Source organism: Olsenella phocaeensis, assembly GCF_900120385.1.
GTDB lineage: Bacteria > Actinomycetota > Coriobacteriia > Coriobacteriales > Atopobiaceae > Olsenella_I > Olsenella_I phocaeensis.
This window is the reverse complement of the sequence record NZ_LT635494.1, coordinates 425,415-444,948: the sequence shown is the minus strand read 5'-3', so window position 1 is coordinate 444,948 and position 19,534 is coordinate 425,415. Positions and strand designations below refer to the sequence as shown.

General features: G+C 68.4%; 12 protein-coding genes, 1 tRNA gene and 2 pseudogenes. 1 reads left to right on the top strand and 14 read right to left on the bottom strand.

Features of this window, described 5'->3' with window-relative positions; genetic code table 11:
• Positions 1-418: 418 nt before the first annotated feature.
• The 4 genes and pseudogenes from BQ7388_RS02035 to BQ7388_RS02020 form a co-directional block, all read right to left on the bottom strand.
• Positions 419-805, bottom strand: a pseudogene (locus BQ7388_RS02035) (nicotinate phosphoribosyltransferase); the annotation flags it as partial.
• Positions 806-1,252: 447 nt separating this feature from the next.
• Positions 1,253-1,936 carry a MarR family transcriptional regulator gene (locus tag BQ7388_RS02030; RefSeq protein WP_009279498.1) on the bottom strand — a complete coding sequence of 228 codons (684 nt, stop codon included), beginning with the start codon at positions 1,934-1,936 and terminating at the stop codon, positions 1,253-1,255.
• Positions 1,937-2,097: 161 nt separating this feature from the next.
• A complete protein-coding gene (gene argS / locus BQ7388_RS02025) occupies positions 2,098-3,942 on the bottom strand; it encodes an arginine--tRNA ligase (protein WP_009279499.1) in 1,845 nt (614 codons plus the stop codon).
• Positions 3,943-4,163: 221 nt separating this feature from the next.
• Positions 4,164-5,567 (bottom strand): annotated as a pseudogene (locus tag BQ7388_RS02020) (nicotinate phosphoribosyltransferase); the annotation flags it as partial.
• Positions 5,568-6,825: 1,258 nt separating this feature from the next.
• Here BQ7388_RS02020 and BQ7388_RS02010 point away from each other — a divergent pair.
• Positions 6,826-8,025 (top strand): glycosyltransferase family 4 protein, encoded by a 1,200-nt coding sequence (locus tag BQ7388_RS02010; RefSeq protein ID WP_072499665.1) that lies wholly within the window; start codon positions 6,826-6,828, stop codon positions 8,023-8,025.
• Between the two features lie 192 nt (positions 8,026-8,217).
• On the opposite strand, the gene rplT is transcribed toward BQ7388_RS02010, so the two are convergent.
• The 10 genes from rplT to secD form a co-directional block, all read right to left on the bottom strand.
• Positions 8,218-8,583 (bottom strand): 50S ribosomal protein L20, encoded by a 366-nt coding sequence (gene rplT, locus BQ7388_RS02005; protein WP_062530016.1) that lies wholly within the window; start codon positions 8,581-8,583, stop codon positions 8,218-8,220.
• A 47-nt stretch (positions 8,584-8,630) separates the two neighbouring features.
• Positions 8,631-8,831 (bottom strand): 50S ribosomal protein L35, encoded by a 201-nt coding sequence (gene rpmI / locus BQ7388_RS02000; RefSeq protein WP_009279506.1) that lies wholly within the window; start codon positions 8,829-8,831, stop codon positions 8,631-8,633.
• Between the two features lies 1 nt (position 8,832).
• Positions 8,833-9,402, bottom strand: a complete 570-nt coding sequence (infC, locus tag BQ7388_RS01995; protein WP_072499664.1) for a translation initiation factor IF-3 — start codon at positions 9,400-9,402, stop codon at positions 8,833-8,835.
• 270 nt (positions 9,403-9,672) lie between these two features.
• The gene (locus BQ7388_RS01990) at positions 9,673-10,629 is read right to left on the bottom strand and encodes a 2-keto-3-deoxygluconate permease (RefSeq protein WP_009279508.1); all 957 of its coding nucleotides are present in this window, start codon (positions 10,627-10,629) and stop codon (positions 9,673-9,675) included.
• Positions 10,630-10,770: 141 nt separating this feature from the next.
• Positions 10,771-10,857, bottom strand: a tRNA-Leu gene (locus BQ7388_RS01985).
• Positions 10,858-11,148: 291 nt separating this feature from the next.
• Positions 11,149-12,030: an MBL fold metallo-hydrolase gene (locus BQ7388_RS01980; RefSeq protein WP_062530014.1), complete on the bottom strand. Its 882-nt coding sequence runs from the start codon at positions 12,028-12,030 to the stop codon at positions 11,149-11,151.
• Position 12,031: 1 nt separating this feature from the next.
• On the bottom strand, positions 12,032-14,365 hold the full coding sequence (locus BQ7388_RS01975) for a RelA/SpoT family protein (protein ID WP_072499663.1): 2,334 nt from the start codon (positions 14,363-14,365) through the stop codon (positions 12,032-12,034).
• Positions 14,366-14,374: 9 nt separating this feature from the next.
• Positions 14,375-17,188 carry a single-stranded-DNA-specific exonuclease RecJ gene (gene recJ, locus BQ7388_RS01970; protein ID WP_072500421.1) on the bottom strand — a complete coding sequence of 938 codons (2,814 nt, stop codon included), beginning with the start codon at positions 17,186-17,188 and terminating at the stop codon, positions 14,375-14,377.
• A 13-nt stretch (positions 17,189-17,201) separates the two neighbouring features.
• The gene (gene secF / locus BQ7388_RS01965) at positions 17,202-18,158 is read right to left on the bottom strand and encodes a protein translocase subunit SecF (protein WP_072500420.1); all 957 of its coding nucleotides are present in this window, start codon (positions 18,156-18,158) and stop codon (positions 17,202-17,204) included.
• Positions 18,151-19,534, bottom strand: a 1,384-nt coding sequence (gene secD, locus BQ7388_RS01960; protein ID WP_072499662.1) for a protein translocase subunit SecD, incomplete at its 5' end; no start/stop codon positions are given. The genes secF and secD, both read right to left, overlap by 8 nt.

The window sequence follows — 19,534 nt, the reverse complement described above, 5'->3', positions numbered from 1 at the left end:
CCTCTCCCTCGCCCAGCATGCAGCCGATGTGCTCCCGCCTTGAGCCACCTGCGTCCAAGTCCCCTCCCGTCCTCGCCGTCCTACCTGGGCCCGACCATATCGGAGCGGAGGCCAAAGTCGTGGCTGACATCCAAAAATGTCAGCTCAATTTCTGGCGGACCGTTCGCCGAACTTTCTGGCGGACCGTTCGTCGAACACGCAATCGCGCACATCACAGGAGTCTTCCACGCGTGAACGCACATTGGAGCGGCACATCAACTGGGCAAACGTGAAGGTGACCGTGCGTTCGCGCGTGCTTACTGGATGTGTTGTGCGCAACGGCGTGCGGGATGCCGCAGGACGTGCGCAACGGCGTGCGGGACGCCGTAGGACGTGCGTCGGAGCGTGCGCGACGCCACCAGTCGCCGGCGTGCCTTNTGATGGGGCCCTGGACGCGGACCATGGGCTCGCGGGGGAAGACCAGGTCGCCCTCGGGGACGGCCCAAACCGAGACGCGCATGCGGAAGTCGCGCAGGTAGTCGAGGAAGCCCCGCTTGAACATGGGGCCGCCGCCGGGCGCCTGGACGCCGGCGAGGTACGAGACCGCGTCCTCGTCGAAGCGGAAGTTGCGCACGAGGTCCACGATCTGCCCCATGCCGCAGGCCACAGCGAAGCCGCCGTCGAAGGGGTTCTCGCGGAAGAAGACGTTGAAGCAGCCCTCCGCGTCCATGAGGCCGGACTCCCAGAACCCCTGGGCCATGGTCAGCTCGTAGAGGTCGGTGTTCAGCGAGACGTCGGTGGGCTTGGTGCAGTCGGTCAGGGCCATGGGTGGAATCCCCTCTGCTCGCACGCGACGCGGCCCCGCTGCGGGGCCGCTGTTCCTGTGTTCGTCCCAGCGTAGCACGAGCGGCGCGGCTGGGGTCGCGCCGGCGTGGCGCCTCGANCCGCCATCAAGGCTGCCTTTCCGTCTGGGGCCGCCCTGCGGCCCACGGGCACGGACGGCCGCCCCTTGGCAGCCGGCTGCGTGCAGACATCGTATATGCGATTGCATTGTGCTTGGTTTTGAGTGGGATTGTTCACCTGCGGCGAACGTCGTTCGCTCGCCGGACAGCTGCACTATAGCATGACTGCGGCGCAAGTCAGGCAACATCAATGAAATGCGGGGTTTTTGCTTGCCTGGGCGTCATCTCTTCCCATAAGAAGACAGCCGGGGCGCCTCCGCCGCCGGCTGTCGCCGCAAATCGCATGCCTGTGGGAATCCTGCGCCCGTGGCCTACTTGGAAGCGCGCGGGCGACGATGCACGACGAGGCGCTCGATCTGGCCGTTCAGCGCGTCGGCACGCTCCCAACCCTCGTCGGTGAGGACCACGGGAGAGGTGCGCCCGGTCTCGCCCTCCTCGTCCTCCTCGCGCCTGACAAGACCTTCCTCGACCAGGGCGGCCACGGACATCGACACGGTGGGCTGCAGCAGTCCGAGTATCTCCACCAGGCGGGAGATGCTCACGGGCTCGCCCTTGGCGGAATAGAGGCCCAGCAGCGTGAGATCGCCCGCCATGCAGGTGAGCGACCCCATCGTGTCAACGTAGCGGCAGACGCGGGCGGCCGACGTGCGCGAGAGCGACTGCCCGTTGGGGATGGCCTCACGGCAGGCGGCGCAGAGGTCCTCCACGTACTGGCGGCCCTCGTCTGTGATGGAGCAGATCACGTTGCGGCGGTCGACCCCGCCCTTCTCGCGCGCGAGGAAGCCCAGCGCGGCAAGGTGCTTGGTGCGGTGGGTCATGGTGGGCCGCAGCGAGCCCTGGTACTCGGCGATGTCCGACGTCCTCAGGCTCTGTCCCTCGACAGAGAGCCTGCAGAGGATGGCGAACTCCGCGAAGGAGAGCCTCCGGGCTGACTCAACGTCCTGACGGACCAGATTGTAGGCACGTCGAATCGACAGGTACTCACGTAGGACCATAGCGCGCCCGCACCTCCCCCTTGCAAAGGTGCCCCGTCACAGAGTCGCGACGGGGCACCGCTAGCACCAACGTCCTTGACAAGTCTAGTTCAAACGCAAGGGACGGGGGCCCATATACGATAAAATGTTTATGAGCCTGAAATCATGGTCGACTTTGGCCCCTACATCACGTCGGGAGCAGACACGCCGATGAGCCCGAGGGCGACCTCGAGGTTCACGCGGACGGCGTCGCAGGCGACCAGGCGTGCGCGCGAGAGCTCCGCGTCCACCGGACGCCCCTCGCTGGGAAGCACCTGGCAGTTGGCATAGAAGCCATGGTAGCAGCTGGCGAGCTCCTCGCAGAAGTGCGTGATGCGGAAGGGCGCGCGGTCGCGGGCGCAGCTGGCGATGAGCTCCGGGAACTCGGAGATCTTGCGGGCGAGCGCGGCCTCGGTCGGGTCGGTCAGGAGAGAGAGGTCATAGCCCTCGCCGATGGCGCGACGGGCGACCTCGTCCATGCCCAGCTCCCTGGCCTCGTCCTCGCTGACGCCGGCGGCCTTGCGCAGGATGGAGCAGATGCGGGCGTGCGCGTACTGCACGTAGAAGACGGGGTTGGCGTTGGTCTTCTGCTTCACGGCCTCGATGTCGAAGTCGATGGTCTGGTTGGAGGACTTGGAGACCAGGGTGTAGCGGGTGGCGTCGACGCCGACCTCGTCGATGAGCTCCTGGAAGGTGACCATGGTGCCGCGGCGCTTGGACATGCGGACGGGTTCGCCGTCGCGCAGCAGGTTGACGAACTGGCCCAGGTCGACCTCGAACTGGCCGGGATAGCCCAGGGCGTCGCAGACGTTGGTGACGCGGGCGATGTAGCCGTGGTGGTCGGCGCCCCAGAGGTCGATGGAGTAGTCGTCGCGCTGGAACTTGTTCCAGTGGTAGGCGACGTCCGAGGCGAAGTAGGTGTACTCGCCGTTGCTCTTGATCAGGACGCGGTCCTTGTCGTCGCCAAAGGTGGTCGAGCGGAACCACAGGGCCCCGTCGTCGGTCTTGTAGAGGTGACCCATGGCCTCGAGCTTGGCGAAGGCGCGGTCGACCTGGGAGGTACCGCTCTCGTCCTTGGCATAGAGGGAGCGCTCGGAGAACCAGACGTCGAAGGGGCAGCGAACCTCGTCGCAGGTGCTCTTGATCCTGCCGAGCATGGCCTGGTAGGCGCGCTCGCGGAACTCGTCGGCGCGCTCCTGCTCGTCGGCGTCGACCCACTTGTCGCCGTCGGCGTCGAAGAACTCGCGGGCGATCTCGATGATGTAGTCGCCGCCGTAGGAGTTGCCGCCCAGGGCCTCGTTGAAGCCGTCCATGAAGGGGTGCTGCTCGGGATGCTCGTCGCCCTCGTCCTCGACGTAGCGCTCGCGGTCGGCGAGGAGCGCCTCCATGGCCTCCTGGCTGCCCACGCCCTGCTCGCGCATGACCTGGCAGAGCTGGAGGTAGCGCATGACGACCGAGCCGCCGAAGACGTCCATCTGGGAGCCGTGGTCGTTGATGTAGTACTCGCGGTCGACCTGGAAGTTGGCGTGCTCGAAGACGTTGCACATGGAGTCGCCGAGGGCCGCCCAGCGGCCGTGGCCCACGTGCAGGGGACCGGTGGGGTTGGCCGAGATGAACTCGTAGTTCATCTTGAGGCCGTCACCCACGTTGCACTTGCCCCAGTCGCCGCCGGCCTTGCGGACGCTGTCGAAGACCTCGTTGTTGGTGGCGGCGTTGAGGTAGAAGTTGATGAAGCCAGGGCCTGCGACCTCGACCTTGGCGATGGCGGGGTCCTGGGGCATGGCGTCCACGATAGCCTGGGCGATCTTCGCGGGGGCCATGTGGGCGAGGCGCGCGGAGCGCATGGCGACGGTGGACGTCCAGTCGCCGTTCGAGGAGTCAGCAGGTCGCTCCATGCCGCAATCCTCCACCTCGAACTCCGGCAGGTTGCCAGCCGCCTGGGCGGCTGCGATCGCTTGCTTGACAAGCTCCTCGATAGACTCGGGCATGCGCTACTCCTTCTTCGGCCTTGTACCACGACTGATATGCGGACACAGTTATCTGGTGAGTCTAGCAGAGCGGGGCCCCGCAGGTCCCCGCTCCACAAAATAGCGTCAACGACGTGCCCTTTGGCCCCGACGTCGAACGAGCCTGAGGTTCAGCCTTTGGCCCCGGAAGAGGAGGGCGAGAGGGGACGCGGGCGTCCCCCGCAGGCACCGCGGCGCGCGGCCTACTTGCGCCCCGAGCCCATGAGCTCGCGGGTGGCCAGCTCGCGGCGGAGCCTCGCCAGGCCGAGCTCCAGGCCCACCGGGTACCCCTGGGGGTTGAGGAAGCGCCTCACCGCGGGGTCCAGGCGCATGAGCGCCTCGCGACAGCGGGCCTTGGCCTCCTCGATGCCCTCGCTGGCGGGCAGGGGCTCGCCGCCGTCCACGAGCTGCACCAGGAGCTCGCGCGACTCGAGGCCCGAGAGGTCGTAGGAGGCGAGGTCGTCCAGGACGTCCACCATCTGCGTCCCGGGGTCGCCCTGCGCGGACTCGTCGCAGATCATGTCGCCCACGGGGCAGCCCGAGGCGTCGAAGAAGCGGCGGACGGACTGCACGCCGGGGATGGTGCGCTTGTAGGCCATCTCGGACAGCTTGATGACCGGCTCCCAGGGGTCGCCCGCGGTCGGGCGCGTGGCGGACAGCTTGTAGACGCCGCCGAGCGAGGGCTGCGGGTCGCAGGTGGCGAGCTTGGTGCCCACGCCGAAGGAGTCGATGGGGGCTCCCTGGGCGAAGAGCGACTGGATGGTGTACTCGTCAAGGTCGTTGGAGACCGAGATCCTCACGTAGTCCAGCCCCTCGGCGTCGAAAGCTCCGCGGGCCTCCTTGCTGAGCTTGGCCAGGTCGCCGGAGTCGATGCGCACGGCCGCGAGCCTCTCGCCCGCCGCCTCCATCTCCTTCGCGACGACGATGGCGTTTCTTATGCCCTGGTGGACGTCATAGGTGTCGAGGAGGAGCACGCAGTTCTTGGGGCTCGACTTGGCGAAGGCACGGAAGGCGTCGAGCTCGTTGGGGAAGGCCATGACCCAGGAGTGGGCGTGCGTGCCGAAGACGGGGATGCCGTAGACCTTGCCCGCCAGCACGTTGGAGGTCGAGCCGGCGCCGCCGATGTAGGAGGCGCGAGCCACGGCCAGCCCGCCGTCGGGACCCTGCGCGCGGCGCAGGCCGAAGTCAGAGACCAGATGGGCCTCCGCCGCGTGCACCACGCGCGCGGCCTTGGTGGCCACGAGGGTCTGGAAGTTGACCAGGTTGAGAAGGGCGGTCTCGAGCAGCTGGCAGTCGATGATGGGGCCCTGGACGCGGACCATGGGCTCGCGGGGGAAGACCAGGTCGCCCTCGGGGACGGCCCAAACCGAGACGCGCATGCGGAAGTCGCGCAGGTAGTCGAGGAAGCCCCGCTTGAACATGGGGCCGCCGCCGGGCGCCTGGACGCCGGCGAGGTACGAGACCGCGTCCTCGTCGAAGCGGAAGTTGCGCACGAGGTCCACGATCTGCCCCATGCCGCAGGCCACAGCGAAGCCGCCGTCGAAGGGGTTCTCGCGGAAGAAGACGTTGAAGCAGCCCTCCGCGTCCATGAGGCCGGACTCCCAGAANCTCGTTCCAACCCGTCCTCGCGGGCAAGCTGGTGAAACGCCACGAGCCTCGTGCCGTGCCGTCCGCCCGGCCCATGCGCGACGTGTATGCGGGCCAGCTGCCCGAACGAGACGGGAAGGCCATGCGCCACGGCGGCCGTGGGACCGCAGAACGTCCAGTCCGGATGTGCCCTCGACAGTGACCTTGCGAGATGCAGGTGGCGAGAAGGCACGTCGAGCGCCTCCCAGTAGCCCCGGCGGGCAAAGTGCCCGCGCGCCAGGCGGACGAGCTCCCCCGAGCCGACCATGCGTCCCATCGCCATCCCGTCGGCATGGCTGGATGGCGCGACGCATGCCCCGCGCGCCTCTCCCTCGCCCAGCATNAGGCGCTCGAAGCCCAGCTCGTCGGCATGGTCGAGGACCGCCTCGTACTCGTCGTCGCCAAGCGGGCGGGCTAGGTCGCCCCCCATGCTGCGGCAGCGCTCGTTGGGCGTGTACTGGTTCATCACGCTGAGGTCGACCTCGTTTCCGCAGGCCTGCCACACGCGGTCGAGCACGGCGAGCGAGTCGTCGACGTGCCCGGGCATGACCAGGTGGCGCACCACGATGCCACGGAGCATGCGACCGTCGGGGTCCTCCGCCCGCCCGCCGTGCGCACGGAGGGAGCGAAGCATCGCCTCGAGCGCCGACAGGGCGACCTCGGGGTAGTCCGGCGCGCCCGAGAGCGAGCGCGCGAGCTCGGACGAGGCGTACTTGAAGTCGGTGANAACCCTCGGCCTCTGCCTTGCGAAGGCAGCGCTCTCCCAGCTGAGCTACATCCCCAAAAAACGTGCAAGGGAGAGTATCGCCATTCCCCGGCCCCCTGTCAAGCCCGAGTCAAGGCAATGTCGCCCCCTGCGGCTGCGAAATGAACCCACCTTTCTAAGGTGGGTGCCCTCGTCGCCTGTTCCAGCTTCCTCAACAACGGAGGATTCCTGTAATGGGGACGATATGCGGGCTCCCTCAAGACGCGTGTCGGTTCACCCAGTTGTGACCGCAGGGGGACGACAGCTCAAATATAGATGAGCCCCCCGCGATTACCAGTCTTGACATGGCGCGGGTTATGGCCAAAAGTGAGAGGAGCTGGCGTCTGCGCCCGCCCCCGCGGCGAGGACGCGTCGTCCCTCTCCCCCGCCAGGCCGATTCGCCCGCTCGATACCTGCGCGTTTTCCGCTTGGCCCTGCTTTTCGCTATGATTGTCCGGTCAGTGTGAGAAGAGGCGACGCAACGGGAGGCGAGCATGCACCAGCCGTGGCTTCCCTACCTTTGCGTCTTCCTCGCCGCCGGGCTCACGACGCTCCTCATGACACCCCTCGCGCGCAAGGTCGCCTGGAAGCTGGGGGCCGTCGACTACCCCAACGCACGCCGCATCAACCGCGAGCCCATCCCCCGCATGGGCGGCATCGCCGTCTTCCTGGGCATCACCGCCGCCTTCGTCGTGCAGTACCTGGGCACGACCTACCTGCGCTGGCCCATGGTGCTCGCCCCCTCGCCCCACCTCAAGAACATCCGGTACTGGTCGCTCGTGGGGGGCTTCGTCTGCATCTTCCTGGTGGGTGCCATCGACGACGTCTTCCAGCTCAAGCCCCTCCACAAGCTGCTGGGCCAGGTCGTCGCCGCCTCCGTCGCCGTGGGCGGCGGGCTGGTCATCGGCGTCATCGTGAACCCCTTCACCGAGGGTCCCCTCTGCATGGGCTGGCTCAGCTACCCCGTCACCGTGACCTACCTGGTCGCCTACGTGAACATCTTCAACCTGATCGACGGCCTGGACGGGCTGGCCTCGGGCCTCACCTGCATCGCCGGCTTCACCATGTTCGTCCTCGCCGTGATGGCGGGGCGGGCCGACGCCGCCACCCTCGCGATCGCGACGGCCGGAGCCTGCCTGGCCTTCCTGCGCTACAACTTCCACCCCGCCTCGGTCTTCCTGGGAGACTCCGGCTCGCTCCTCCTGGGCTTCTCCATGGGCGTGGTCTCGCTGCTCTCCGTCGCGCGCATCGCGGGCCTCACCACCATCATCGTACCCCTGGTCATCGCGGGCATCCCCATCATCGACACGCTCTCGGCCATCGTGAGGCGCAGCCGCGCGCACGTGAGCATCGGACACGCCGACCGCGGCCACATCCACCACCGCCTCATCGCCGAGGGCTTCGACCAGCGCCAGGCCGTGCTGATCATCTATGCCTGGACAGCCCTGCTCTGCCTGGGCACGCTGGTCATGACCCAGGTCTCGGTCGTGCCGCGCATCGCTATCTTCTTCGCCCTCCTCCTGGCCTCCGGCGCCGTCGCGCGCAAGCTCCACCTCTTCCGTCCCGTCCTGCTGCACCACACCAACCCGAAGACCGGCGACGACGAGCTCGTCTGCCCGCAGGACCCGGAGTTCCCGGACGAGGAGGAGCGCTTCAGGGAGCAGGAGTCCCAGCGCCACCACGGCCTGCGCTAGCCTCCGCCGCCCACGCGCCGGGGGCAGGCGAGAGGACCTTGCCGCCTCGATTGTCACCGCACCCACGTGGGGCTCGAACCACGCCGGCACTGCCTCGAACCACCTCGACACTGCCTCGACCCACACGGCGCAAAGAGGCCCACCCCCTTGGAAGGGAGCGGGCCTCGACGGCTGCGAGATGCGCGACGCGAGCTACTCGGCGTCGGCGAGGGCCTTCTTGGCCACGTTGGCCAGGTCGGCGAAGGCGGCCTCGTCCTCGTAGGCGACCTGCGCGAGGACCTTGCGGTCCAGCTCGACGCCGGCGAGCTTCAGGCCGTGCATGAACTTGCTGTAGGAGAGGTCGTTCATGCGGGCGGCGGCGTTGATGCGCTGGATCCACAGGCCGCGGATGTCGCGCTTCTTGTTGCGACGGTCACGATAGGCGTACTGGCCCGAGTGCTGGACCTGCTCCTTCATGCCGCGGAAGGTGCGGGAGCGGACTCCGTAGTAGCCCTTGGAACGCTCGACGAGGGTCTGGCGCTTCTTGCGACCAGCGACTGCGCGCTTGACACGTGCCATATCTAATCAACTCCTAAAGAATGCCATCGAAGGGGCGACGTGCCCGCTTAGTTCTTGGAACCCATGCGCTGGGAGACGACCTTGACGTCACCGGCGGTGAGCTCGGCCTCCTTGCGGAATCCGCGGATGCGCTTCTGGGACTTCTTGGTCAGGATGTGGCTCTTGAAGGCCTTGGCGCGCATGATCTTGCCGGTGCCGGTGCGGCGGAAGCGCTTTGCCGAACCCTTGTGCGTCTTCATCTTGGGCATGCTAGTTCTCCTTCTCCGTCTCTGCGTCGTCCTCGACTGCCTTCTCATCGAAGGCGCCCTTGATCGGGGCGACCAGCATGTGCATGTTGCGGCCCTCCATCTTGGGGGCCGACTCGACCGTGGCGTAGGGCCTGAGCTCGTCAGCCAGACGGTCGAGCACCATCCTCCCCTGCTCGGGGTGGGCCATCTCGCGACCGCGGAACATGATCGTGATCTTGACGCGTGCGCCCTTCTTCAGGAAGCGCATCACATGGTTCTTCTTGGTGGTGAAGTCGCCCACGTCGATCTTGGGGCGGAACTTCATCTCCTTGACCTCGACCTTGGCCTGGTTCTTGCGGGCGGCCTTGGCCTTGCGGTCCTGCTCGTACTTGAACTTGCGGTAGTCCATGACCTTGCAGACGGGAGGCTCCGCGTTGGGAGCAATCTCCACCAGGTCGAGATTCTGCTCGTCGGCGATGCGCTGCGCGTCGCGGACTCCGAACAGGCCGAGCTGTGAACCGTCAACGCCGATCAGGCGGCAGGTGCGCGCCGTGATCTCGCCGTTGATCCGAGGACCCTCGTTCTTCGCTATCTCTTACACCTTCCTTCGCTCGTGCGGCTCGCGCCGCATGAAAAAACTCCCAGAACTATGGCAGCATCCAGGAGACAGAGGACCCACTCGCAATGGGCCGGCTATTTGTCTGACCGGACGGCTGCCCTTGGCGCCGTGCAGGTGGGGACCACGTGCGTCCCTCTTTGCGATAAGCACTTTGTCGATGTTAGCCGCTCGGCGACGAGTTGGCAAGCCCGTTCGCCCGCACATGCCTTTTGCACAAGCGGACGAACGGGCCCGGGACGCCCCCTAGCGCCCCTCGCGCGCGGCGATGCGCTCGTCCAGCCAACCGGTGAGCAGGGGCGCCACGAGGGCGGTGATGATGACCGCGGCCGCGATCTGGGCGGTGGCCACGGGCACCAGCGCCGCGTAGGAGGCATCGGAGGCCGCGACCGCGGGAGGGGTGGTCATGGCCGTGCCCGCGATGGTGGAGCAGGCCATGCCAGCCTTGCCCGTGCCTCCCGTGAGGCGGTCGAAGCCAGCCGTCGCAAAGCCGATGGCAAGGCAGATCACAGCCAGCACGATGCCCGAGATGCCGCCTGCGACCAGGCTCTCGAGGCTCATGCCGCAGCCCAGGGCGAATCCCAGGACGGCGATGCAGGGGTTGACGCCCGGCGCCATGAGCTGCTTCACGAAGGGGAAGAGGTTGCCCAGGACGATGCCCAGGACGATGGGCAGCAGCGAACCCACGAGCTGTCCCACCGAGATGTCCGCGATGCCGGCGGCGCCCAGGGCGATCATGGTGATGGTGGGGCCGGCGGTGAAGCAGAGGATGCCCGCCGCGCCGCGCTCCGCCTCGTCGCCGTACTCGGCCATGATGCCGGTGTAGAGCGCGATGTTGCAGAAGCTCACGCCGCCGATGATGGCCAGCGAGCTCAGCCCCAGCAGGTCGTCGCCCATGAAGAAGGCGACGCAGAGCCCAAGCGCGATGGAGAGCACGAGCTTGGGGATGATGATCATGATGCCGGTCTTCACGGCCTTTGGGGTGGACCTGAAGTTGATGCCCACGCCGATGCCGAAGAGGATCACGAAGACGAGGGCGTTGCCGCCGTGCACCACGGCCGTGGTGAAGCCGCCGATCTCGAGCAGGCCCGGGACGAAGGAGTGCAGGAGCAGCCCCAGGAGCATGGGATAGATCATGATGTCCCCGGGAAGGCGCGGTATCCTGAAACGTCCCTGGGTCTTCTCCGCCTCTGCCTCGGCCATGGGTGCCCCTCGCTCTCGTCGCGAATTTTTGTTGGGCGAATGTACCAGAGGAGAGGGCCACCGCGCCACGCGCGACGGCACGGCGACACGAACGCGTAACGAAAGGGGCCGCCCCGAGGGACGGCCGCCTGCGCATTCGCATGGTGCCCGAGGTGGGACTCGAACCCACACTCTGTTGCCAGAAGCGGATTTTGAGTCCGCCGCGTCTGCCAATTCCGCCACTCGGGCAAAGTCGCAGGACCACTATATCAGAGAGCGGCGGCTACGAATCGGCCATCGCCCACGCCAGAGACATGACCGTGGCCGAAGGTGCGGCGCTGAGTGCGCATTCTATTTTTCAAATGTACACCCCTCTCCGCTGACCTGCGGTTTTGCGGAGAGGCGCGCATTTCACGCCTGGAATGTTCGTCTCGAACCGCGCGCCACGCCCAATCGCCCCCAGGCCGCGCGCTGCGTCCCAATCGCACCTCGAGCTGCGCGCCACGCCTCGATCGCGCCCCAGCCGCTCCCGCGCCGCGTCTAGTGCATGCCGTCCGAGACCGCGTCCGGCTGCAGCCAGGGGTTGCCCTCCAGCTCCTCCATCATGGTGGTGGAGTCGCCATGGCCGCAGAAGAGCGTGGTGCGGGCGGGTATCTCCTCCCGCAGGCGCGCGAGAGTGGCCATGAGGGCGTCGTGGTCGCCGCCGGCGAGGTCGGTGCGTCCGCAGGAGCCCTTGAAGAGGGTGTCGCCCACGAAGGCGACGCCATCGGCCGTCCCCTGGCCCAGGAGCACGATGCCGCCCGGCGTGTGGCCGGGGGCCCCGATGACGCGGAAGCTCGCCGTGCCCAGCTCGATCACGTCGCCGTCGGCGATGGTCTGGTCGGGCTCGGGGGCATCGTCGTCGTAGGAGCGGCCCAGCTCGCTCGCCTCGCCCGCGCGACCTGCAAGCTCGACGTCCGCCTCGTGCATGAGGAAGCGGGCGCCCGTGGCGTCCCTCAGCGCCTTTACGCCGCCCACGTGGTCCCCATGCCCGTGCGTGGCCACGATGGTCGTCACGCGGACGTCCTCGAGGTGACGAGCGATGGCAGCGCCGGAGTTGCCCGGGTCGACCACCAGGCACTCCCCCTCCGAGACGTAGGCGTAGCAGTCGGTCTCGATGGGCCCCACGATGAACATGCGGATCTGGTCGTCGCTGGCGTTGTGGCCGCAGCCTCCCCCGCAGCAGCCGCCTCCATGGTGCCCGCAGCAGCCGCCCTCGTGGGAGTGGCCCCCCTCATGCCCATGGCCACCGCAGCCATCGCCATGGCCCTCGTGGTCGCCGCAGCAGCCGCCCTCGTGGCTGCCGCAGCCGCAGTCCTCGCTGGCGTCATGCTCGTGACCGCCGCAGCAGCAGCCCTCGTCCTCGTCCCTGCCCTGGATCATGCTAGACCCTCCTCTTCATCTGGTTGGCGCCCTCGCCCGGCATGATGCGACGGGCATCATACACGCTGGGCACGCGGTTGACGGCGGCGAGCAGCGGCCCCAGCCGGCTCACGTCGGAGATGGCGATCAGGAAGCGCAGCCGGGCGGCGCCGGAGCTCGAGGTCTGGGTGGCGGCACTCAGGATGTTGCCACCACCATCCCCCAGGGCGATGGTGACGTCCTTGAGCAGGCCCATCCTGTCCGTCGCCTCGACCACGATCTCGACCTGGAACTCGGTGGCACCGGTGGCGTCCCACTCCACCTCGATCATGCGCTCGGGATGTGACATGAGGCTCTTCACGTTGGGGCAGTTCGCGCGGTGCACCGACACGCCGCGCCCACGGGTCACGAAGCCCACGATCTCGTCGCCGGCGACGGGGCTGCAGCAGTGGGCCAGGTGCACCAGGAGGTCCGGGTCGCCCTTTGCCACGACGCCGCAGTTGCTGCGCCGCCTCTTGTCCGAGGCGGCGCGCGCCGCGGCGTTGACCAGCGGCCTGTCCTCCGCCATCGCGCGCTCACGCTCGTCGCGGCGCGCCGCCTGGCGCTCCGCCTCCACCGTCTTGGTGGAGGCCTCGCCCAGCGCCTCCTCGATGCGGTTCGCAATCTGGCGTGGGCTCAGCTTGCCCGTGCCCACGGCGGCGAAGAGGTCGTCGCTGCGCACGAGGTCGAGCTGGCGCACCACCTTGTCGATGGCCCTCTGCACCCGCTGGGTCGAGATGCCGTACCCGCGCTTGCGCAGCTCGTGGGCGAGGTCGCTTCTCCCCTGCTCCGCGTCGTCGGTCTTGGAGAGGGTCGTGAAGTACTTCCTGATCTTGGCCTTGGCGGAGGGCGTCGCCACCAGGTGCAGCCAGTCGCGGCTTGGCTTGGAGTTCTTGTTGGTCAGGATCTCGACCCTGTCGCCGCTCTGGAGGCGGTAGGTGAGAGGAACGACCGAGCCGTTGACCTTGGCCCCCACGCAGTGGTTGCCCACCTCGGTGTGGACGGTGTAGGCGAAGTCGAGGGGGGTGGAATCGCGCCTCAGGCTCATGACCTCGCCCTTGGGGGTGAAGACGAATATCTCGTCCTCGAAGAGGTCGACGCGCAGGTTGTTGAGGAACTCGTGGGCGTCGCCCATGTCGTCGTCCACGGCCCAGTCCAGGCTGCGGCGAATCCAGTTGATCTGGTTGTCTATCTCGCGCTCGCCCTGGGACATCTGGCCGCGCGACCCGCCCGACTTCTTGTAGAGCCAGTGGGCGGCGATGCCGTACTCCGCCTGGTCGTGCATCTCGTAGGTGCGGATCTGTATCTCGATGGGGCGCGCGTCAGAGCCGATGACCGTGGTGTGCAGCGAGCGGTAGCCGTTGGGCTTGGGCATGGCCACGTAGTCCTTGAAGCGACCGGGCAGCGGGTGCCAGAGCGAGTGGACGGCGCCCAGCACGCTGTAGCAGTCCCCCACGGAGGGCGTGAGGACGCGCAGGGCGATGAGGTCGTAGATGTCGCTGAACTCCTTGCCCTTGCGCGTCATCTTCTGGTAGATGGACCAGAGGTGCTTGGGACGGCCGGTGATCTGGTAGCCCGCGAGCCCCACCCGCGCGAGCTCGCCGTCCAGGATGCGGATGGCCTCGGCGGTGTCCTGCTCGCGCTGGGCGCGGGAGTCCTGCACCATGCGCGCCACGCGCTCGTACTCGGTGGGCTCGAGGTAGAAGAAGGCCAGGTCCTCGAGCTCCCACTTCACCGACGAGATGCCCAGGCGGTCCGCGAGGGGCGCGTAGACGTCCATGGTCTCGCGGGCCTTGAAGGCGCGGCGGTCGGGCTTGAGGGCCGCCAGGGTGCGCATGTTGTGCAGGCGGTCGGCCAGCTTGATGATGACCACGCGGATGTCCTTGGACATGGCGAGGAACATCTTGCGCAGGTTGAGGGCCTGCTTCTCGTCCATGGAGGCGACCTGGATCGAGGTGAGCTTGGTGACGCCGTCGACGAGCTCTGCCACGGTCTCGCCGAAGCGCACCGAGATGTCCGCCAGGGTCGCGGGGGTGTCCTCGACCGTGTCGTGCAAGAGGGCGGCGCAGATGGAGTCGCCGTCCATCCTGAGGTCCTTGGCCAGGATCAGCGCCACCTCGACGGGATGGTTGATGTAGGGCTCGCCCGAGCGCCTGCGCTGGTCGGCGTGAAACTCGGCCGCGAAGGAATAGGCCTCCTTGACGCGGGCGAGCTCGCCGCCGTCGAGGTAGTCGGAGCAGGTGTTGCACAGGACCCGCCAGTTGTCGGCCTGCGGGGTCTCCCTTCGTCGGGCGGGAGCCGAGTCTGCGTTGGCCATCAGGACCTCCTAGCCGTCCACCACGTCACCGAAGCCGGGCGTGATGGGCCTGTTGATGCGATCGAGAAGCTCCTGCGGGCTGCTCGAGAGCGCCCAGTCGCGAAACGCCTGGAACTCGTCGCGAAGGCGTAGCCCCTCAAGATAGCGAATGGAGCGGTCGAGCTGGACGTGCGAGGGGCTCTGGGCCATGGTAATTCGGCGGGCGGAGCCGTAGCCGTCCGTGGAGAGGAAGCCCAGCTCTCGGAAGACCGAGATGCCGCACGACACGGCGCGCTCGTCCAACTGCGAGGCGGGATGGCGCAGGAGCGCCTCCTGGGCGAGGTCGGCGTTGGTGAGCCTCAGGCCCGTGGCCGCCGCCTGCCCGTCCGCGAGCTCGCGGAGCACCCGGTAGAGCGTCACGAGCTCCGAGCGCTCCGGGGCCGAGGCGGCGAGGATCCTCTCGTTGATGCGCGCGTCCCTGCCGCCGAAGAGCAGCCAGACGCAGGCGTCCTGGCCGTCCCTGCCCGCCCGGCCGCTCATCTGGTTGAACTCGATGGAGCCGAAGGGCATGTGGTAGAGCATCACGTTGCGGATGTCGGGCAGGTTGACGCCCTCGCCGAAGGCGCTCGTGGACACGATGCACTTGAGCTCGCCCGCACGGAAGGCGTCCTCGACCCTGCCGCGGTCGGCGCGGGTGAGGCCGGCGTTGTAGAAGGCGATGCGCCGCGCGAGCTCGGGGACGGCCTTGCGCAGCATCCGCGCGAGCGAGACGGACTGCTCGCGCGAGTTGACGTAGACCACGGTCTTCATGCCCGTCGCGACGACCGAGACCAGGGCGCTGTCACGGTCGCGGAGCTCGCGGCAGTCGCGCACACGCAGGTTGTCGCGGACGCTCGCATCCACCACGACGTCGCGCTCGTCGATGGAGAGGAGCCGGCAGAGCTCGCGCGCGACCCCCGCCTGGGCCGTGGCGGTCACNAGGCCGCGCACAAGCTCCTGGCGCCCGGCAAAGCTCACGCCCATGAGCTTGGTCACGAAGCCCTGCGCCTCGGCGATGCCCGCGAACTCGTCGCGCGAGAGTACCTCGGACGCATGCGAGAAGAGCTCCTCGGCCACGCCGGCCTCCCCCTCACGGGCAGGCTCGGGCTCGTCGCGATAGAGGATGTCCTTCACCATGAGCTTGGGCTTCGTGCGGCCCTGCCAGGTCTCTGCCACGGGCTCGAAGACCAGGTCGACCGCGGCGTCGCAGTCGTTCGCGCGCTCGATGTCGGGCGCGCGGAACATGATCGCGGGAACCGAGGACATGCCGTCGGTGGCCACGAAGCGCAGGTGGCTGCCGTCGGAGCCCACGCGGGCGCGGTTGCGCATGCTCACGCCGCGCACGCCCAGGAGCGGCTTCTTGTTGCCCTGGCCGAAGGGCTGCAGCGTCTCGAGCGCCTCGATGTTGGGAACGGTCATCTCGGCCAGGTCCACCAGGGCGCAGACCTCCCCCCTGTCCTCGAACTGGGAGTCGGGGAGCTCCGCCATGACCTCCCCCAGGCGCACCCTGAAGGCGTCCAGGTTGGCGACGTCGCAGGTGACGCCCACGGCACCGGCATGCCCGCCGAAGCGGACGAGGAGGTCGGAGCACTGCTCCACGGCGCGGAAGAGGTCCACGGAGCCCACCGAGCGGCCAGAGCCGCGCGCGATGCCGTCCGAGATGGAGAAGACGATGGCGGGGACGTGGTAGCGGTTGGTCATGCGGCTCGCCACGATGCCCTTCACGCCCTCGTGCCAGCCCTCGCCCGAGACCACGACCACGCGGCCCCCGTCGAAGGAGGAGTCGACCTTGGCCATGGCCTCCTCAGTGAGCTGCGCCTCTATCTCGCGCCGCTCGGAGTTGACCTGCTCGAGGCGGGCGGCGAGCTGCTGGGCGCGCTCCAGGTCGTCGGTGAGCAGGAGCTCGAAGGCCACGTCGGTGGTGCCCATGCGTCCCGCCGCGTTGAGGCGGGGCACAAGAGAGAAGGGCAGCTGGTCGGAGGTGATCGTCGTCACGTCCACGCGGGCGGTGGCCGCCAGGGCGACGATGCCCGGGCGGGCCGCCTCGCGCATGCGGGAGATCCCGTCGGCCACGAGGGCGCGGTTCTCTCCCGAGAGGAGCATCATGTCTGACACCGTGCCCAGGGTCGCGACCTCGGTGTAGGAACGCCAGAGGTCGGGGGCGCCCAGCCGCCGGCCCAGCTCCTGGAGGAGCTTGAGCGCGACGCCGGCCCCCGCAAGCTCGCGGCTCGGGCAGTCGTCGGCGAGCTTGGGGTCGGTCACGGGCACGCCCTCGGGCACAAGCTCGGCGGGCTCGTGGTGGTCCGTCACCACGACGTCGACGCCCTGTCCCACGAGCCAGGCGACCTCCTCGCGGGCGGCGATGCCGTTGTCCACCGTGACCACGAGGTCGGGGTCGCAGCCCTCGATCACGCGGCCCAGGGCCTCGCGGCTGAGCCCGTAGCCCTCGCCGAAGCGATGGGGTATGTAGGGGTGCACCTCCGCCCCAAGCTCGCGCAGGCCCAGGGTGAGGAGGGCCGTGGCGGACATGCCGTCCACGTCGAAGTCGCCGAATATCGCGACGGTCTGGCCCGTGCGGACGGCCCTCTCGATGCGACCCGCGGCGTCGGCCATGCCGGGGACGAGCAGGGGGTCGCACCAGTCGCGCACGAGGGAGGGAGTGAGGAACGCCCGCGCCTCGTCGACGGAGGCGACGCCGCGCGCGGCCATGACGCGCGCCACCAGGGGCACAAGCCCCAGCTGCGACGAGAGCTCGCGCTCGAGGGCGGGGTTCGGGGCGCAGAGCTCCCAGCGCCGGCTGCCCATGAGCCCGGCCACGCTACTCGGCTTCCTTCGGGGCCGCCTGGGCAGCGGCCTCTCCGTACCTCTCCTCGAGCTTCCTCCACTTGGGCTCGCGCGTCTTCCAGATGGCCAGGAGCGGCGAGGCGACGGCGAAGCTGGAGTAGGTCCCCAAAAGCTCGCCCACCAGCATGGCGAAGGCGAAGTCCTTGAGGGTCGCGCCGCCCAGGGCGAGCATGGCCACGACAGGCACGAGCGAGGTGATCGTGGTGTTGATGGTGCGGACAATGACCTCGTTGATCGAGAAGTTGCAGATCTGGTAGTAGGTGCGGTGGCGTGGGTCGCGCGGGCCCTTGGCGTTCTCGTTCATGCGGTTGAACTCGACCACCGTGTCATAGAGCGAGTAGCCCATGATCGTGAGGAGCGCCGCGACGACGTTGGGTGTGATCGCAATCTGGGTCCAGGCGTAGACGCCCACGATGATGAGCAGGTCGTGGACCAGCGCGACGACGGCCGTGATGGACATCTTGAACTCGTAGCGGATCGACACGAAGGCGATGATGGCCAGGATCGCCAGGCCGAAGGCCAGGGCGGAGGTGCGCGTCACGTCGGCGCCCCAGTCGGGCCCGATGGTGGTGACGGTGTAGTTCTGGTCGGTGAGCCCCAGGGCCTTGGCCGCCTCGGCGGCATGCTGGTTGGCGACGCTTGGGTCCACGGTGTCCGAGCGCACGAGGAAGCCGACGCTGCCGTCGCTCACGGCGGTCTGGACGGTGGGGTCGACCTCGCCTGCGGCGGTGAGGGCGCCTCTCATCTGCTCGATCGTGAGCTCGCCGGTGCCGGTGAAGTCGACCTCGGTGCCCCCGCGGAACTCGATGCCGAAGACGAGGCCGCGCAGGGCGATGCCCAGCACGGCGAGGACGACCAGGGCGCAGGAGAGGCCCAGGAGCTGGCGGCGGTGCTGGATGAAGGGAATCTCGCGCTCGAAGTGGCTACGCACGGGCCACACCCCCCCTCTGGCGCTCCGCGTCCCCCTGGCCGGAGGCTGCCTCCTCGAGGTCCTGGGCTATGCCCCAGAAGCCGGGATGGCGCTGGATGGGGCCGAGGGCGAGGAGCCTGAGCGCCGGCGCCTTGAAGCAGAGCATGGTCACGACGTCGCAGGCGATGCCCAAGGCCAGGGTGAGGCCGAAGCCCTTGACGGGGCCCACGGCCACGAGGAAGAGGGCGAGGGCCGTGACCAGGGTGACGGCGTCGGCGTCGAGCGAGGTCAGGATGCCGTGCCGCGCGCCCGAGACGGCGGCGTTCTTGATGCTGCGGCCCATGCGGACCTCCTCCCTGAAGCGCTCGAGCACCAGTATCGAGGAGTCCGCGGCCGAGCCCGTGGTGAGCACCATGCCGGCAAGGCCGGGAAGCGTGAGCGCGAAGGCGCCGAAGTGCGAGAGCAGTGCGAGGAGCCCCAGGTAGAGCAGGGCGAAGACGGCGAGCGAGCCCATGGTGAGGATGCCCAGGCCGCGGTAGAAGAGGAAGAGGTAGACGACCACCGCGGCCACGCCCACGGCGATGGCCACGACGCCCTTCGAGAGGGAGTCCTGGCCCAGGGTGGGGCCCACCACGCGGCTCTCGGAGTAGGTCAGCGTGACGGGCAGCGAGCCGGAGTCGAGCACGGTCTTGAGCGACTTCGCCTGCTCGAGGGTGAAGTTGCCCGAGATCGAGACCTGGCCGCCCGTGATCTCGGACTGGACGGCGGGGGCGGAGTTCACGACGCCGTCGAGCACGATGGCGATGCGGCCCTTGTGCGGCGCGAGCTCGCGGGTGACGTCGGCGAAGGCGGCCGAGCCCTCGGGGTCGAGGCTCAGGTTGACCACGTAGTCGCCGGTCGCCGAGGAGGAGCTCTGCGCCACGGCGGTGCTCGAGATGTGCGAGCCGTCGAGGAAGGCAGTGTAGCTCCCCTCTTCGAGCCGCACGCCCTCCGAGCCCGCGTTGAGCTTGGCCAGGGCGTCGGCGTCGCCTATCTCGTCCATGCGGACGAACTCGAGCTTGCCCGTCTGCCCGATGGTCTGGATGGTCGCCTGGGCGTCGGTGGCGCCCGGGATCTGGATCAGGATGGAGTTGGTGCCCTGCTGCTGGACGGAGGTCTCGGAGGCGCCGAGGGAGTTGACGCGGCTCTGGACGATGCTCGTGGCGGTGGCCATCTCGTCGGCGGTGGGGGCGGAGCCGTCGGGCTTCGAGGCCGCCATGATCACGGACACGCCCCCGCGGATGTCGAGGCCCTGCGTGATGCGCTCGCCCAGGGGCGTGAAGCCCACGGCGCAGGCGACGAGCAGGACGGCGAGGGCGACGAGGGTCCCCAGGTAGCGGCGGGCATGAGCGGACGCG